A 13,994-nucleotide genomic window follows, 5' to 3' on the forward strand; every position below is an offset into this window, starting at 1 on the left:
TTGTCGATGAAAGGTCAGTCAGCGGGAGCTGATCGACGCGAACTTGCGAATGCATAGTGGCACGAACACGAGCAACATCACGGTGATGCCGATAAGAACGGTGAGAATCGGGTTCTGCATGGTCCAGATATCAGGCACCGGCGCGGTTCCGAGGTTGCCGAAGAGCTGGCGCACCGCCTGCACGAGTGAGGACACCGGGTTCCACTCGGCGAAGAGGCGCAGAGGGGTGGGCAGGGTTTCGCTCGGTACGAACGCGTTCGAGACGAAGGTCAGCGGAAACAGAATGAGAAACGACGCATTGTTGATGACTTCGGGGCTCTTCACGCTCATGCCGAGCAGCGCCATCACCCAGCTGAAGGCGTAGCCGAACAGAAGCAGCAGGCCCACTCCGGCCAGAACCTCCAGCGGCGAGGTGTTCACCCGCCAGCCGACGGCCAGTCCGGTTGCCATCATGATCACCATGGAGATGGTGTTGAGCACGAGGTCGCCGTTGGTTCGACCGATCAGCACAGCGGATGCGTTCATCGGCAGGCTCCGAAACCGGTCGATGATGCCCTCTTTCAGGTCGAGCGCCATGGCAGCTCCCGAGAACGTGGCACCGAACACGACGGTCTGGGCAAAGATGCCCGCCATCAGGAATTGCGTATAGTCGCTGCCCGCCACGGCGATGGCGCCGCCATAGACCTGACTGAACAGCAGCACGAACATGATCGGTTGGATCACGGCGAATACCAGCATGTCGGGCGACCGCTTGATCTTGATCAGGTTGCGCTTGGTGACGGTCCAGCCGTCGGAGTACCAGAGCGACAGCGGATTCCACGTCGGTAGCGGCGGCAGGGTGGCCACGCGGGATTCACCCGGGGCGAGGCCGGTCGCCATCGGCGACTCTACCGGAACCGAAGCGTGCCTGGCGCTCATTTCACTTCCGCCAGGTCTGCCGTGTCGGCGTTCGCCCCGCGCGACTGGTCCCGTTTGGCCTGCGCCCGTTTCGAGAGTTTCGGCCCGTCCGAGTCGTCATCGCTCGCTGTGAGATCGGCTTTGTGCCCGGTGAGCTTGAGGAAAACGTCGTCGAGCGTGGGACGGCGCATTCCGGCATCGTGCAGGGTGATCTCAGCGGCACGCAAATCGGCGAGCATACTCTGCAGGGCGGTAGGCCCATCGGTGACGGCAACGTCGACCCCTCGACCGTCGGCGGAGACCGTAGGATCACCCGAGCCGTACCGGGCCAGGATGTCCTGCGCAGCGGCGCTGTCGGCGGCGTCGACCAGGGCAACCACCACACGGTGTCCACCGATCTGGGCCTTGAGCTGATCAGAAGTGCCCTCGGCGATCACTCGGCCGTCGTCGATGACGACGATGTCATCGGCGAGCTGGTCGGCCTCTTCGAGGTATTGCGTGGTCAGCAGCACCGTCGTTCCGTCGGCGACGAGACGCTTGATGACATCCCACAGGGCGATCCGGCTGCGCGGGTCGAGCCCGGTGGTCGGTTCATCGAGAAAGAGCACTTTGGGATTGATGACAAGCGCTCCGGCGAGGTCAATGCGACGACGCATGCCTCCGGAGAACCCCTTGACCGGCCGGTTACCGGCGGCAGTGAGCTCGAACAGGTCGATGAGCTCCTGCGCCCGTTTGCGGGCAGCCGCGCCGCCCAGGTGGTACAGCCGACCGACCATCTCCAGGTTCTCGAATCCGGTGAGGTTCTCGTCGACGGCGGCATACTGGCCGGAGACCCCGATGATGCGGCGCACCGATTTGGGGTGGCGCACGACGTCGATTCCGTCGATGACGGCGGTGCCGGCATCCGGTCGAATCAGTGTCGTGAGCATCTTCACGACGGTGGTTTTTCCGGCACCGTTGGGACCGAGGAGGGCCTTGACCGTGCCACGCGGCACCTGCAGGTCGAGCCCGGCGAGCGCGTGCACCGGACCACTCTTGGATTGGTAGGTCTTGGTCAGGCCCTGGGCCTCAATGATCACGTGGAATCCTTGCCGTATCGGGGGTGCAATCAGGTTCGATGCCATGCTAGTAATCCCCTCCGACATCGACAACCGCCCGCCCAATCTTGGTCGGGGCCCAGGCCCCGTCCCCGGGCGAATCTCGAACCCACTTCCCCATAAGAGGTTCGGCGATGCATTGTTTTGCGGCCGCGCCACCCGCTGTTCCTGTGAAGATCTCAGGAAGGAGGCCTCTTTCTGGCAGCGACCACGGAGTGTCCTATGCACTGCCGATGAATCGCCCGGGCAGGCCACACGCCTGTCAGTGTTCATGCGGGGAGACACCCCATGGAGAGGTATTTATGACTACGACCGCCACGCGATCCACTGACGAACGGATGCGGCTCGCTGCAGCTCATCCCGACAGCACGACCGCGCGTCTGATCGACCAGCGCCTGCTCACGCGCCGGATCACCGTTGCGCTGTCGCTCGCCGTCATCGGGGCGATTCACATTCTCGACCTTCCGAGCAAATTCGCCGAAACTCCCTACCTCGCCTTCGCGTACATCGGAATCATCATTGCCGCAGCCGTGTTGATCGAACGGGTTCTCATCGTGGGATCGAGAATCGACTTCCTCGCCGCCGCTGCGCTGTCCGCGGCCGTCATCGTCGGCTTTGTCATCAATCGCACGGTCGGCATGCCGATGGCGACGGGCGACATTGGAAACTGGCTGGAACCGCTTGGCCTGTTGTCACTCGCCGTCGAGTTCTTCGCCATCTGGCAGTCGCTCGTGGCCGCGCTGGTCTACCACCGCAAGGCGCGCTGACCATTCGGGCTCACCGTTACGGTGACGCGGTTCCAGCCTGAAAACTGGGCCCGCGTTCGTGAGGTGGGCCCGGGCACGCCCGGCTACAGCCGGGCTAGGCGCTCGATGTCCTCGAGGAACTCGGCGGCAACATCGTCGGACACGGTGCGGCGGGTTTCGGAGATCGCCAGGGCATAGTCGTCGGTGCTCGGGCCGTTGATGACGGGCCCGTCGCCGGAACGATAGAGCGCGTTCTCGAGCGCGTGCTGCGAAGCCCTATGGGCGGCGTACTCGACGTCGGCGGGCGAGAACCCGTCGCTTTTCTCGACCAGAACGGCGAGGTCGACCTCGCCGGACACGCTTTGAGGAATGTACCGCTCCCAGATGGCCTGGCGAGCGGCGACATCCGGCAGGCCGATCGGCACGACATAGTCGAAGCGGCCATGCCGGAGGAAGGCGGAGTCGAGCGCGCGAATGAAGTTGGTCGCACAGACCAACAGGCGACCGGGCTGTTCGCGGAAGGCCGGAATGATCTTGAGCAGCTCGTTGGTGACGCCCTGCATGGCCGACGGCGGTTCGCCGGAGCGCTGGGCGGCGATCTCTTCGACCTCGTCGATGAACACGACCGCGTGTTCGAGCTCGGAGATCTTCAGAAACGTTTCGCGCAGTGCTCCCGCGAGCCCCTGCGGGTCGGCAGCGAGTCGCGACGGGAAGACTTCGATGAACGACCACTCCAGGCGGGAGGCGATCGCCTTGGCGAAGGTGGTCTTTCCGGTGCCGGGAGGGCCGAACAACACGACGGCTTTGGGCGGTGAGACCCCGTATTGCTCGGCGAGTTCGGGCTTGGCCAGCGGCATGACCAACCGGCGCTCGAGCAGTTCCTTCTCGTGCGCCATGCCGCCGACCTTCTGCCAGAGGTCCCGCGGCAACACCCGGCCGCCAAGCTCGGCGAGCAGCTTGAGCTCCTCGCGCTGCACCGGAATGTGCCGTTCGAAGTAGCGCAGGTTCTTCTTCACTTCGAATCCGCGGTTGAGAAAGGCATCCACCTTGGTCTCGGATTCGGGCATGAGCGCCGAGAGTTTGGTCATGCCGTGCGGGGCCATCCGGGCTTCCAGCGCGGCGAGCATGGCCGTGCCGATGCCCTGGCTCTGCCATTTCTCGGCGGTGGCAAGAAAAACGATCCAGCCCTGGGCATGGGCGGCCCGGCCGACGGCGGCACCGACGACCTCATCGCCGTGCACCGCCACGACGGCGTGGTCCTTCTCGCAGGAGGCGAGTACCTCGGAGAGACCGTAGACCGGCTCCGTGTCGGAGGCCTTGAGTTCTTCCCACAGGCGCAGAATGCCGTCCAGGTCGTCGGAGTGAAAATCGCGCAATCGCCAGCCAGTCATCGTGAACCTCGCATTGTTGGTTGTGCTGCCAATCTATTGCACCCACTCAGGCTCGAAACGCGGCAGCGAGAATGCCGGGCAGCCTGCGCACCGACGGGCGCGCGGCGAATTCGGTCAGCAGGCGGGCGGTCAAAGTGCCACTGCGAGCCGACACGAACCACGGCGGCTTCGGCAGCAGAGCCCACTCACCATGCACCACCGAGCGTGGAAACGGCCGAAACGGCCCACGCACGACGGTGCGCTCCAGCGGCCGGGCAGCACGATTATCGGCGAGACTCCGCCGAGCTCACTGCTGATCGGTTTACCCAGGCTGGGAGTTCTTGAGCCGCCGAACACAATCGCATCGTGTGTGGCCGCGCTGCCGGTGATGTGCACATGGCTGATGCCGGGGTGACGGGCGAGGTAGGCGCCCACGTCGGCGCCGCCGGTGACGATGCGCAGCAGTCCCGCGTCGATGAGCGGGGCAAGCGCCGCGCGATAGACGGGCAGCAGACCGTCGAAGGTGGGATTGAGTTTGAGAATCGAGACCCGATTGCGCGCGATCAGCTCGTAGAGCACGTCGAGGGGTGCGATCGAGGAGATATTGCCGGCGCCGAGCACGAGGCCGACGCCATTGCGCGCTGTCGGTGTGAGCTGGCCCAGCCCGGCCTGGGCACGGGCCTGCGCCGCCGAGACGCCCGGTCGAAGCCACGCCCTGGCCGTGAAGCCGTGCAGCAGCAGGCCGTCCCACGCGTTGTGCGGAAGCACGGCAACGGTGACCCGGCCGTCGGGCGCCCGCCCGAACGTGCGGCTGGCGAGGGGGCTCCGCCCGGTGGCGAGCGTGCGGAGCGTGCGGCCCAGCGCAGTCAGGGAGGTGAGCACGCCGTAGGGTCCGGTCAGCCATTCCTCGCCGATGAGCGGCGACGAGGGCTCGAGGCCCTTGGCCCGGGCGGCCGCAGCCACCCAGGGCTCGGCCTCCGCCGCAACGGATGCCCCGGTGTGCTCCAGCAGTTCGTCGCGCGCCTCGAGGGTGGTCACCGCCCACCGCTGGCTTCCGTCGGTCAGCTCGGTAATGGCAAGGTCGAGCGCAGCCTGATCTGCCGTCATTGGCCTCCCGTGATTGCGGCCCAGCCTAGTGGGCAAACTGCCGAGGGAGGCTCCGTACGGCGGGGCTAGTGCAGGGCGACCGGGCAGTGCAGCTGCGTGCGCTCACCGGTGCGGTCGATGTCGTGCTGGTCCATCGGCTGGGCGCAGACCGGGCAGCCGCGCACGAGCGCGGGCGCTGCCGGCAGCAGATCGGACCCGCTCGGACCGACCGGCGGCGGCCCGAGAATGGGAAACAGCCGACCGTTGAGCCAAGCCGTGAGTCCGCCAGGTCCCTTGATGCGCGGGTGGGAATCCTTACCGTGTGTCATAACTGTTAGTGTACTAACTAAATGCAGGAAGAACAACCAGCCGGAACGGAACGCCCCCATGACATCGTCAACGCTTGAGAACCCCCTCGCTCTCGACAACCAGGTCTGCTTCGCGCTCGCGATCGCCTCGCGCAACGTCATTGCGCTGTATCGTCCCATACTGGAGCCGCTGGGTCTCACACATCCGCAATATCTGGTGATGCTCGCCCTCTGGGACCAGAGCCCGCGCACGCTCAAGGGCCTCGGCCAGACGCTGTGCCTTGAGCCAGCCACCCTCTCCCCGCTGCTCAAACGCCTGGAAGCGTCGGGCTACGTGCGCCGCCAGCGTCGCGTGGCCGACGAACGCACGCTCGATATCACTCTGACCGAGCGTGGTGTCGGCCTGCGTTCGGTGGCCGAATCGATTCCGCCGCGGGTCGTCGAGGCGCTCAACATTCCCCTCGACGACCTGGCGACCCTGCGCGACGCGCTGCACCGAGTGATGGCCGCAACCTCCTGACACGTTCGGGCTAATTTCCTGAATAGGCCCTCAGGACGCATGGACGATACGGGCCGGCATCCGCTGATGGATGTCGGCCCGGGTGACGCGGGTCAGACGACGCGGGTCAGGCGATAGCGTCGGCGACGGTCAGCAGCTCGGCGTGGAAGGCCGAGGCGACGTGCGCGTTGGTGATGCGTCCGTTGTGCACGTTGAGGCCCTTGGCCAGGGCAGCGTCTTCGGCGATGGCCTTCTTCCAGCCCTTCTGGGCCAGGGCGACGACGTAGGGCAGGGTCGCGTTGGTCAGCGCGCGGGTCGACGTGGCTGGCACGGCACCGGGCATATTGGCGACGCAGTAGTAGACGCTGTCGTGCACGGCAAAGGTGGGGTTGTCGTGGGTCGTAGCGTGCGAGCCCTCGAAGCAGCCGCCCTGGTCGATCGCGATGTCCACGAGCACGGAGCCCGGCTTCATCGACGCGACCATGGCGTCGGTGACGAGCTTGGGTGCCTGCGCGCCCGGAATGAGCACGGACCCGATCACGAGGTCGGCCTCGCGCACCTGCTCGGCGATCTCATACTGGGTCGACGCGCGCGTCTGGATCTCGCCATTGAAGCGGGCCTCGAGTTGGCGCAGGCGGGCCAGCGACAGGTCGATGATGGTCACGTCGGCGCCCATGCCGAGGGCGTTGGCCGCGGCGTGCTCGCCCGCGACACCGCCGCCGATCACGACGACCTTGGCCTTGGGGGTTCCGGGAACACCGCCGAGCAGGATTCCGCTGCCGCCGTTGGCGCTCAGCAGGTGGTACGCGCCGACCTGCACGGACAGGCGGCCGGCGACCTCGCTCATCGGCGAGAGCAGCGGCAGGCTGCGGTCGGGTAACTGCACGGTCTCGTACGCGATCGCGGTCGTGCCCGACTTGATCAGCGCGTCGGTGCACTCAGCGGATGCCGCGAGGTGCAGATAGGTGAACAGCACCTGGCCCTGACGCATCAGCGGGTATTCGCTAGCAATGGGCTCCTTGACCTTCAGGAGCAGTTCGGCCGCGGCCCACACTTCGGCGGCGGTGTCGACAATGGATGCCCCGGCGAGGCGAAAAGCATCATCGGTGATGCTCGAGCCCAGTCCGGCGCCCTTCTCGATGATGACGTCGTGGCCGCGACGGGTGAGCTCGTTGACGCCGGCCGGGGTGATCGCAACGCGGTTCTCGTTGTTCTTGATCTCAGTGGGAATGCCGACCAACATAAGTGCTCCGTCTCGGTTACTTCTGCCGAACGACTCGGCTTTGATAGAGGTAAGACTGCTATTGATTCGTTCCCGCTAGGTAAAATCCGTAGAATCTGCCAGACTTCAAGAATATTCCACGAAATATGCGGCTAGTTGGAGATGTGCGATGGCAGAAACGAAGAGGATTCGGGTCACCGAGACCCTCGACGAAATCGACCGCATTCTGGTCGCGGCACTGCAGGCCGATTCCCGCACCACCAACAGCCGGCTCGCCAGCGCCGCCGGCATCGCCGAGTCCACCTGTGTGTCCCGGGTGCGTTCCCTGGTCAGCCGCGGAATCGTCACCGGCTTCACGGCCATGGTCGACCCGAAGTCGATCGGTCTCGGCCTGCAGGCGCTCATCAGTGTGAGCATTCGCGCGGGCGCCCGCACCCACATTCCCGCGTTTCGCGATTCGATTCGGGTGATGCCCCGCGTGGTGCAGCTGTTTTTCCTCGGCGGCTCCGAGGACTTTATCATTCACCTGTCGGCACGGGACACCGACGATGTGCGCGATTTCGTGCTGGAGAACCTCTCCGCCAACCCCGCAGTCGCCTCCACCAGAACGAGCATGGTGTTCGAGCACTTCTACAACGGAGTCGCGCCAGAGTAGTTCAGGCGCGCCAGTAGCCGACCTTGCCGAGCAACTGCACCTCGCGATTCGCGCCCTCCGGCACCGCCACCTCGGGCGGAAAAACGCCGAAACCCCGCCACATTTCGATGTCGGGCGCGATCTGCTCCCAGAGGTTTTCGACCAGCACGTCGGGCAGCGAGTAGTCGAGACCGATGTGCTTGGCGATGCTCCAGGCCTGGAAGGCCCGGTAGAGGGCGGTGTGCTGCAGAGCTTCGCCGAGAGAATAGTCGCCGTAGCTCAGGTGTACGACCTTGTCGGGGTCGAGGTCGCCGTTGGCTACTTTCGTCGCCGATTCTTTGAGGCGGTCGTAATTGCCGATCGGATCGTCACCGAGCAGGTCGCCCTTATAGGTGTCGCCGACCTCCTCGATCGTGCGGCCTTCCAGCACCGCGGGCAGCCAGGCTTCGTCCTCGGCGTGCAAGGCGAGCATGTCGCGCAGCGTCGGATTCGACTTGCGTGACCACTCGGCCGGTGCCGGCAGGTCGAGCTGCGCGGGAGTGATCTGGTCTACGACGGAGCGCAGCGCGGCATCCGCTTGAAGGAACATCTCTCTCTGCTTCATCGGGGCAAGCTAGCACGGCTGACCCCGATCGGCTAGACGCTCAACCGATCCGGGCCACGATTACGGCGATCTGCGCGACCGTCGGGTTGCCCACCTGCCGCAGGTGCTCGGCGATGGCGTCGTGTACCCGCCCACTGACATCAGCCGAGGACTCGGCGGCCCCAATGCCGATCTTCGCCGTGACCCGCACGCCATCGGACTGCGCAACCGTGTACACCAGCGGCGCGGCGGGCGCGTGGTGTGCCACCGCATCGAGGGCGGTGGTGAGTACTGTGGCCACGATCGACCGAGCCGGGTACAGCGCGTCGACCCCCGGAACCTGGCGTACCAGCGCGTCAAGCTGGTCGGTGAACGGAATAACCGTGGTCATCAGTGCTCCTTTTCTTGAGCGGATGCATCGGGCAGGGGCTGCAGGTCACTCACCGTGATGTCGATGGCCGTCACGACAAGTTCCGTGTATTTGCCGAGCGCGGCGTACATCGCATGGCGCAGTTGATCGGCGAGCAGCGGAATTTTCTCCCCCGGGAATACGGTCACATCGACCTCGATGACGATCGGCGTGCCGGGTACGTTGACGTCGCCGACCAGCACACACCGGCCTACGAACACGTTCTGCATACGGTCGCCGGACTCTCGCAGAATGCCGCGCACGGCACCTTCCGTCACGACCAGCCGCGCGGTCGGGACAGGATGGGTCAGCGGAATATCCCGGCCGGCGTGAGCTTCCAGGGTGATGTTGTCGAGAATGGCCGACACCCAGCTGTCGTCCCGCCGCGATTCACGTTCGAGGTCTAGCTTGAGCAGTAGCCGTTGGGCCCGGCGCAAGCGTTCGAGACCACGCAGGGCAATCTCACACTCCGGCGAATCGTCGATACTCGGGTCGGCTGGCGTTCGGTCGCGATCCAAGTAGTCGCTGAGCTGCTCGATGGTCTGGCCGTTGAGCCCGGCCTGTTCCCGCTCGGTATCACCGAGGTCGAATGCGAGGAAGCGCCTGTTTGCCGGCGTCAGTTCGGTCATCGCCATTCCTCCATCTCGCGAAGCAGGGTTTTTCGGGCACGGGCCAGCAATCCGCGCACGGTCGAGAGCGGCAGGCCCAACTCGGCCGCGATATCACCGTAGCTGTACTCGGCGAGTTCCCGCAGAGTCCAGCAGCGGCGCTGGTCTTCGGGGAGGGTGGCCAGCACTCGGGCGAGAGCCTCGGTCTGCGATTCGGTCTCGGCGAGAACGTGCGGGGCGTGCTCGTCGGGCGCCGGGACATCCGCGTCGTCGATGTTGACGTGCTGACGGCGCGCGCGCACCCGATCGATGCTCTTGCGGCTAACGATGCGCATCAGCCAGCTCTTCACCGCGCTGCCGTCCTCGAGCGTGCCGAGCTGCTGCCAGGCCGTGATGAACGCCTCCTGCACCACGTCATCGGTCTCGTCGTTGGAGCCGAGCACCCGCGTCGCGTAGACCCGCATGAGCGGGCCGTACCGCCGTACCAGCACCTCGAAGGCCCGCAGGTCGCCGTCGGCGGCTCGGTCGGCAAGCATCTGATCCGACGCTGATGCGAGCGGCGACGCGACCTGCTCACGCAGAGAGCCGGGCATTGTTCCTCCTCTGAGGCTAAATATTTCTCATCTTCGCGTGACGAATATGTCACAAGTTTCGTCCTACAGGTAATAATCCGCTTTCGGTCTGATCCGACGGCCCGACATGAAGGAGCAACATCATGGACCTCATCGACACCAACGGCAACGCCTCCGCCAGCAAGTCTCCCCGCAGCAGTGCGCCGACCGGCACAGCTCTAGCCGGCGAGCCGCTCACCGGCACGGGAAAGACCGTGATCAATGATGGAGTCGTGGCCAAGGTCGCTGGAATCGCCGCGCGCGAGGTCACCGGCGTGCACGCCCTCGGTGGCGGTGCGGCCCGAGCCCTCGGCGCAATTCGTGAGGCGATGAACAACACCGACGTGAGCCAGGGCATCTCGGTGGAGGTGGGCGAAACGCAAGTCGCCGTAGACGTGACGATCGTCGCCGAGTACCCCGTGCAGCTGCAGCAGGTGGCCAACGACATTCGCTCGAGTGTCATTCGGGCCATTGAAGACCTGGTCGGACTCGAAGTTACCGAGGTCAACGTGACGATCGTCGATATTAACCTGCCCAGCGACGACGCCGCCGACGCTGAGCCGAGCAAAGCCGCACTGCGGTGACTAGCGCAACCCGAACAGGAATGCTGGTCGGTGCGGTTCTCGCGCTAACCTGGGTGATTCTGGGCTTTTGGGTATTTCTGTTCGTGGGCCTGGCGATACTGGTCGGCGCGCTCCTTGGCCGCGTGGTTGACGGCCGTCTCGACGTGAGCTCACTGATCGGAGCCTTTCAGGGAAAGCGCTCATCGTCGTGAGCGTGACGACAGACTCCCCGGGCTGGTTTCTCGGCGAAGGTATCCCCAGTGACACTCCCATGGAACCAGCGAATGCCGCACTGCCGGCGGCCACAAGCCGTGGTCGAACCCGCATCGTGCCGCGGGCGTTGCGGCAGATCGTGTCCATGGTTACTGCGGAGTCGCTCGGCGTGACGCCCAATCAGGTCGGCGTCGAACTCGGCGACGACCATGGGATGCTCGCGCTCACGGTCAGCACCTCAATCCGCGTGGTTTCCCTGCAGCGTGTCACGAGCGAAGCGGCCCTCATCACTCGTACCGGGGGAACCATCCTGGCTCGATCCGCGCAATCGCAGACCGACATTCGACGCCGCGTCGGCGAGCTCACCGGTGCCGACATCGGTCGGGTTACCGTGCGTGTGAACGGGACGGATGTCGCTCGCGAACGGCGCGTGCGATGAGTGCGTCGACATCGGCTACTTACGGGCGCATCCGTCGTCGCGAACTGCACTCGCCGCGGGCTGCCGCAGCCATCTCAGCGGCGATCGTGGTCATCCTGCTGTGCGCCTGGCTAGGCACGGAGATCGTGCTGCGGCTGACAGATCAGCCAGCGCTGCTGACGGCGCCGGCCGATCTGGCCGACGGCGTGGCGTCCGCGTCGAGCGCACCCCTGCCACTGCTCATCGGAACCGCCGTCGGCTGCGCGCTGGTCGGCCTCGTCTTGCTGGTCCTGGCACTCTCGCCCGGACGCAGGGCCCGGCACGTGATGGTTTCCGAGCGGGCGGTGACCATCGTCGATGACGAGGTCATCGCATCCGCTCTCGCGGGGCGCGCCGCTCGCACGGGCGGGATCGATCCGGACAACACCCGTGTGAATATCTCGCGCCGCCTCGCCACGGTGCACCTGGTGCCCGCCTCGGGCCAGGCCGTGCACCGCGACACTGTACTCACGGCGGTGCGCGATCAGCTCGACGGGCTGCAGTTGCGCCCGGCGTTACAGACGCGGGTCGTGGTGGCCGTCGGCGGAAAGGTCGGAGCGTGAACAACACCAATCGAGCGCTCAACCGCAGCCTTCTACTCCTGACCGGCCTGCTGCTGCTCGCCGTGGCCGGCCTGCTCGGTCTGCTCGCGTCCCAGACCGCTGTGCAGGATGCCTGGCGCGCCATTTCCGACGCCACCCGTGCGAACGTCGCCAGCTGGCTCCAGGCCACGCCGCTGGGTACAAGCACGCACAGCTGGCTCTGGATCGTCGCCCTCGCTCTGCTGCTGGCGGTCGTGGGCCTGCTGCTTCGTTTCATACTGCGGCAGGGCGGCGGCCACTCCGGCCGGTTGGTCAGCGAGCAGACAACCGATTGGGGCGCCACCCAGGTCGATTCCGCCGTCGCCGAGCAGTCACTGCAACAAGCGCTCGGTGAGCACCCCGAATTTCTGTCAACGCGCGTCTCCACCTACCAGGTGGTGGGAGAGGCAGTGCTCAAGGTCTCGGTGACCTGTCGCCGCGGCACGTCCCCGACCGACGTCGTGCGCATCGTCGAACAGTCCCTTATCGCCCTCGACGAGCTGCTCGGGCTGCGCATCCCGGCACTGCTGCAGATCAGCGGCGGCTTTCGGGTGCGCACCAGTCGCAGCACCCGCATCCGCTGATCGGCGATCCCCCAACTCGCGTTCGGCGCACCCCGCACCGAACGTTCCCCGGAAACACCACACGAAAGAGAGAACACCATGAGTGCAGCCGACAAGATCAAGAACGCCGCGTAGGACCTCAAGGGCAAGGCCACCGAGGCCGTCGGCAAGGCCACCAACGACGACGCCAAGGTCGCCCAAGGCCGTGCCGACCAGACTGCCGCGAGCGCTAAGAAGGTTGGTGAAGACGTCAAGGACGACTTCAAAGACTAGCCCTATCCGGTGCGGATACGTCTTCACCCGCGAAGGACGCCGCTTCGCACACCGCGAACGTCGCCGCCGATCAGGCCGCGAACGTGGGCGACACCGCCGCGCACGCAGCCAGTGAAGTCGCCGACGTCACGAAGGATGAAGTCGGAAAAGTCGCCGCCGAGACCAAGAAACAGACGAAGGACCTGCTCACGGATGCCCGCAGCCAACTTACGGAGCAGGCCGGCGAACAGCAGGCGAGAGTTGCTGAAGGCCTGCGCTCGATCAGCGACGAACTGACCCAGATGGCCAGCCGGGTCTCCTCGGTGACGACCTCGATCTGGCGGTTCGGGAACGATGACCGACCTGCATAGTCCGTCAGAGCAAAAAGCGGCGGAAACGTCGCTGGGAGATCTGCTGGGAGAAGTCACACGTGATCTCTCTACGCTCATGCGTCAGGAACTCGAACTGGCCAAGGCCGAGCTTCGCCAAACGGCCACCCGGGCCGGTAAAGGTGCCGGAATGCTGGGTGGAGCCGGCTACGCCGCCATCATGGCTGTTCTATTCCTGTCGATCGCACTCTGGTGGGCTCTTGGCTACCTGGTCGGTAACGGCTGGTCCGGGCTTCTCGTGGCCGGCCTCTGGGCGATCATCGGGCTCGTACTGTTCCTGATCGGCCGCAAGGAATTGAAAGCAGTCAAGGGTGCGCCGCGCACCGTTAATTCCCTTAAGAAAATTCCCGACATACTGAAACGAAATGAGGAAAACCGATGACCGACACCGACCGAACCCCCGATCAGATCCGGTCTGATATTGAGCGCACCCGGCGGGAGCTCGGCGGCGATGTCGACGCCCTCGCCGACAAAGTGACACCGTCCAAAATCATTCAGCGCCAGACCGACAAAGTGAAGTCCGCCTTCGGTTCAGTATCGGAACGCGTCATGGGCGCGGCCACGCAGACCGGCGATGCTGTGTCTTCGGCGACCCACACCATCGGTGATCTGCCGCACCAGGCCGCGAACAAGGCCAAGGGAAACCCTATGGCCGTCGAACTCATCGCGTTCGGTATCGGCTGGCTGGCCGCGTCACTGGTTCCGGCCAGCGATGTGAAGGATGAAGCTGCGTCGGCGAAGGAAACGGTTACCGAGACGGCACATGATGACGCCGCGACTGCGAAGCACAAGAGCGACTCCGATCTCTACTGATTGACGATACTGAGTCATCAAACGGAGGCTGCGGCTCGCCCGAGCCGCAGCATCCGTTATAGGAATCGACACTTTCTGGCAGCCAACCCAGCG

Annotated in this window: 21 protein-coding genes and 1 pseudogene; 12 read left to right on the forward strand and 10 right to left on the reverse strand. The window is 65.1% G+C overall.

Annotated elements, in window-relative coordinates:
• Nucleotides 1-18: 18 nt before the first annotated feature.
• Entirely contained in the window at nt 19-918 is a 900-nt protein-coding gene (locus CXY77_RS01965) for an ABC transporter permease (protein ID WP_369831284.1), read from the reverse strand.
• The gene (locus tag CXY77_RS01970) at nt 915-2,021 is read right to left on the reverse strand and encodes an ATP-binding cassette domain-containing protein (RefSeq protein ID WP_092341683.1); all 1,107 of its coding nucleotides are present in this window, start codon (nt 2,019-2,021) and stop codon (nt 915-917) included. The genes CXY77_RS01965 and CXY77_RS01970 overlap by 4 nt, the downstream gene beginning before the upstream one ends.
• A gap of 275 nt (nt 2,022-2,296) precedes the next feature.
• On the opposite strand from CXY77_RS01970, the gene CXY77_RS01975 reads away from it, so the two are divergent.
• Nucleotides 2,297-2,761 carry a hypothetical protein gene (locus CXY77_RS01975; protein ID WP_092341684.1) on the forward strand — a complete coding sequence of 155 codons (465 nt, stop codon included), beginning with the start codon at nt 2,297-2,299 and terminating at the stop codon, nt 2,759-2,761.
• A gap of 83 nt (nt 2,762-2,844) precedes the next feature.
• On the opposite strand, the gene CXY77_RS01980 is transcribed toward CXY77_RS01975, so the two are convergent.
• The 3 genes from CXY77_RS01980 to CXY77_RS01990 form a co-directional block, all read right to left on the reverse strand.
• Nucleotides 2,845-4,131: an ATP-binding protein gene (locus CXY77_RS01980; protein ID WP_092341685.1), complete on the reverse strand. Its 1,287-nt coding sequence runs from the start codon at nt 4,129-4,131 to the stop codon at nt 2,845-2,847.
• Between the two features lie 129 nt (nt 4,132-4,260).
• The gene (locus tag CXY77_RS01985; protein WP_199181840.1) at nt 4,261-5,217 is read right to left on the reverse strand and encodes an aldehyde dehydrogenase family protein; all 957 of its coding nucleotides are present in this window, start codon (nt 5,215-5,217) and stop codon (nt 4,261-4,263) included.
• Nucleotides 5,218-5,282: 65 nt separating this feature from the next.
• The gene (locus CXY77_RS01990; protein WP_092341686.1) at nt 5,283-5,525 is read right to left on the reverse strand and encodes a hypothetical protein; all 243 of its coding nucleotides are present in this window, start codon (nt 5,523-5,525) and stop codon (nt 5,283-5,285) included.
• A gap of 58 nt (nt 5,526-5,583) precedes the next feature.
• Here CXY77_RS01990 and CXY77_RS01995 point away from each other — a divergent pair, with 58 nt between their 5' ends.
• Nucleotides 5,584-6,024 (forward strand): MarR family winged helix-turn-helix transcriptional regulator, encoded by a 441-nt coding sequence (locus tag CXY77_RS01995; protein WP_104129518.1) that lies wholly within the window; start codon nt 5,584-5,586, stop codon nt 6,022-6,024.
• 106 nt (nt 6,025-6,130) lie between these two features.
• Here CXY77_RS01995 and ald read toward each other — a convergent pair whose 3' ends face one another.
• Complete coding sequence (ald, locus tag CXY77_RS02000) at nt 6,131-7,246, reverse strand: alanine dehydrogenase (RefSeq protein WP_092341688.1); 1,116 nt, start codon at nt 7,244-7,246, stop codon at nt 6,131-6,133.
• Between the two features lie 148 nt (nt 7,247-7,394).
• On the opposite strand from ald, the gene CXY77_RS02005 reads away from it, so the two are divergent.
• Entirely contained in the window at nt 7,395-7,880 is a 486-nt protein-coding gene (locus tag CXY77_RS02005) for an Lrp/AsnC family transcriptional regulator (protein ID WP_092341689.1), read from the forward strand.
• 1 nt (nt 7,881) lies between these two features.
• On the opposite strand, the gene CXY77_RS02010 is transcribed toward CXY77_RS02005, so the two are convergent.
• The 4 genes from CXY77_RS02010 to CXY77_RS02025 are packed head-to-tail and all read right to left on the reverse strand — an operon-like array spanning nt 7,882 to nt 10,052.
• Nucleotides 7,882-8,463 carry a hypothetical protein gene (locus CXY77_RS02010; RefSeq protein WP_092341690.1) on the reverse strand — a complete coding sequence of 194 codons (582 nt, stop codon included), beginning with the start codon at nt 8,461-8,463 and terminating at the stop codon, nt 7,882-7,884.
• A 40-nt stretch (nt 8,464-8,503) separates the two neighbouring features.
• A complete protein-coding gene (locus CXY77_RS02015) occupies nt 8,504-8,833 on the reverse strand; it encodes a hypothetical protein (RefSeq protein ID WP_092341691.1) in 330 nt (109 codons plus the stop codon).
• Nucleotides 8,833-9,480 carry an Asp23/Gls24 family envelope stress response protein gene (locus CXY77_RS02020; RefSeq protein ID WP_134505368.1) on the reverse strand — a complete coding sequence of 216 codons (648 nt, stop codon included), beginning with the start codon at nt 9,478-9,480 and terminating at the stop codon, nt 8,833-8,835. The genes CXY77_RS02015 and CXY77_RS02020 overlap by 1 nt, the downstream gene beginning before the upstream one ends.
• Nucleotides 9,477-10,052 (reverse strand): RNA polymerase sigma factor, encoded by a 576-nt coding sequence (locus CXY77_RS02025; protein WP_092341693.1) that lies wholly within the window; start codon nt 10,050-10,052, stop codon nt 9,477-9,479. Before CXY77_RS02025 ends, CXY77_RS02020 begins: the two co-directional genes overlap by 4 nt.
• Nucleotides 10,053-10,174: 122 nt before the next feature.
• On the opposite strand from CXY77_RS02025, the gene CXY77_RS02030 reads away from it, so the two are divergent.
• From CXY77_RS02030 to CXY77_RS02065, 9 genes and pseudogenes are all read left to right on the forward strand, one after another.
• On the forward strand, nt 10,175-10,654 hold the full coding sequence (locus CXY77_RS02030) for an Asp23/Gls24 family envelope stress response protein (protein ID WP_092341694.1): 480 nt from the start codon (nt 10,175-10,177) through the stop codon (nt 10,652-10,654).
• Nucleotides 10,651-10,845 carry a DUF2273 domain-containing protein gene (locus CXY77_RS19795; RefSeq protein ID WP_134505367.1) on the forward strand — a complete coding sequence of 65 codons (195 nt, stop codon included), beginning with the start codon at nt 10,651-10,653 and terminating at the stop codon, nt 10,843-10,845. The genes CXY77_RS02030 and CXY77_RS19795 overlap by 4 nt, the downstream gene beginning before the upstream one ends.
• A 2-nt stretch (nt 10,846-10,847) precedes the next feature.
• Nucleotides 10,848-11,285: a hypothetical protein gene (locus CXY77_RS02035; protein ID WP_134505366.1), complete on the forward strand. Its 438-nt coding sequence runs from the start codon at nt 10,848-10,850 to the stop codon at nt 11,283-11,285.
• Complete coding sequence (locus tag CXY77_RS02040) at nt 11,282-11,866, forward strand: DUF6286 domain-containing protein (protein WP_092341696.1); 585 nt, start codon at nt 11,282-11,284, stop codon at nt 11,864-11,866. Before CXY77_RS02035 ends, CXY77_RS02040 begins: the two co-directional genes overlap by 4 nt.
• Nucleotides 11,863-12,468 (forward strand): hypothetical protein, encoded by a 606-nt coding sequence (locus CXY77_RS02045; RefSeq protein ID WP_092341697.1) that lies wholly within the window; start codon nt 11,863-11,865, stop codon nt 12,466-12,468. Before CXY77_RS02040 ends, CXY77_RS02045 begins: the two co-directional genes overlap by 4 nt.
• A gap of 78 nt (nt 12,469-12,546) precedes the next feature.
• A pseudogene (locus tag CXY77_RS02050) lies at nt 12,547-12,720 on the forward strand (CsbD family protein).
• An 83-nt stretch (nt 12,721-12,803) separates the two neighbouring features.
• The gene (locus CXY77_RS02055; protein WP_092341698.1) at nt 12,804-13,070 is read left to right on the forward strand and encodes a hypothetical protein; all 267 of its coding nucleotides are present in this window, start codon (nt 12,804-12,806) and stop codon (nt 13,068-13,070) included.
• Nucleotides 13,054-13,470 carry a phage holin family protein gene (locus CXY77_RS02060; protein ID WP_092341699.1) on the forward strand — a complete coding sequence of 139 codons (417 nt, stop codon included), beginning with the start codon at nt 13,054-13,056 and terminating at the stop codon, nt 13,468-13,470. Before CXY77_RS02055 ends, CXY77_RS02060 begins: the two co-directional genes overlap by 17 nt.
• Nucleotides 13,467-13,901, forward strand: coding sequence for a DUF3618 domain-containing protein (locus tag CXY77_RS02065; RefSeq protein ID WP_092341700.1), 435 nt, complete (start codon nt 13,467-13,469; stop codon nt 13,899-13,901). The genes CXY77_RS02060 and CXY77_RS02065 overlap by 4 nt, the downstream gene beginning before the upstream one ends.
• Nucleotides 13,902-13,994 lie beyond the last annotated feature (93 nt).

Origin of the sequence: Cryobacterium sp. N21, assembly GCF_002929575.1 — a bacterium.
In the GTDB taxonomy this organism is placed as follows: domain Bacteria; phylum Actinomycetota; class Actinomycetes; order Actinomycetales; family Microbacteriaceae; genus Cryobacterium; species Cryobacterium flavum.

Excerpts from the sequence above, each read along its gene's own strand:
- CXY77_RS01965 (WP_369831284.1), bottom strand. The coding sequence starts at position 918 with ATGAGCGCCAGGCACGCTTCGGTTCCGGTAGAGTCGCCGATGGCGACC.
- CXY77_RS01970 (WP_092341683.1), bottom strand. The coding sequence starts at position 2,021 with ATGGCATCGAACCTGATTGCACCCCCGATACGGCAAGGATTCCACGTG.
- CXY77_RS01975 (WP_092341684.1), top strand. The coding sequence starts at position 2,297 with ATGACTACGACCGCCACGCGATCCACTGACGAACGGATGCGGCTCGCT.
- CXY77_RS01980 (WP_092341685.1), bottom strand. The coding sequence starts at position 4,131 with ATGACTGGCTGGCGATTGCGCGATTTTCACTCCGACGACCTGGACGGC.
- CXY77_RS01985 (WP_199181840.1), bottom strand. The coding sequence starts at position 5,217 with ATGACGGCAGATCAGGCTGCGCTCGACCTTGCCATTACCGAGCTGACC.
- CXY77_RS01990 (WP_092341686.1), bottom strand. The coding sequence starts at position 5,525 with ATGACACACGGTAAGGATTCCCACCCGCGCATCAAGGGACCTGGCGGA.
- CXY77_RS01995 (WP_104129518.1), top strand. The coding sequence starts at position 5,584 with ATGACATCGTCAACGCTTGAGAACCCCCTCGCTCTCGACAACCAGGTC.
- ald (WP_092341688.1), bottom strand. The coding sequence starts at position 7,246 with ATGTTGGTCGGCATTCCCACTGAGATCAAGAACAACGAGAACCGCGTT.
- CXY77_RS02005 (WP_092341689.1), top strand. The coding sequence starts at position 7,395 with ATGGCAGAAACGAAGAGGATTCGGGTCACCGAGACCCTCGACGAAATC.
- CXY77_RS02010 (WP_092341690.1), bottom strand. The coding sequence starts at position 8,463 with ATGAAGCAGAGAGAGATGTTCCTTCAAGCGGATGCCGCGCTGCGCTCC.
- CXY77_RS02015 (WP_092341691.1), bottom strand. The coding sequence starts at position 8,833 with ATGACCACGGTTATTCCGTTCACCGACCAGCTTGACGCGCTGGTACGC.
- CXY77_RS02020 (WP_134505368.1), bottom strand. The coding sequence starts at position 9,480 with ATGACCGAACTGACGCCGGCAAACAGGCGCTTCCTCGCATTCGACCTC.
- CXY77_RS02025 (WP_092341693.1), bottom strand. The coding sequence starts at position 10,052 with ATGCCCGGCTCTCTGCGTGAGCAGGTCGCGTCGCCGCTCGCATCAGCG.
- CXY77_RS02030 (WP_092341694.1), top strand. The coding sequence starts at position 10,175 with ATGGACCTCATCGACACCAACGGCAACGCCTCCGCCAGCAAGTCTCCC.
- CXY77_RS02040 (WP_092341696.1), top strand. The coding sequence starts at position 11,282 with ATGAGTGCGTCGACATCGGCTACTTACGGGCGCATCCGTCGTCGCGAA.
- CXY77_RS02060 (WP_092341699.1), top strand. The coding sequence starts at position 13,054 with ATGACCGACCTGCATAGTCCGTCAGAGCAAAAAGCGGCGGAAACGTCG.
- CXY77_RS02065 (WP_092341700.1), top strand. The coding sequence starts at position 13,467 with ATGACCGACACCGACCGAACCCCCGATCAGATCCGGTCTGATATTGAG.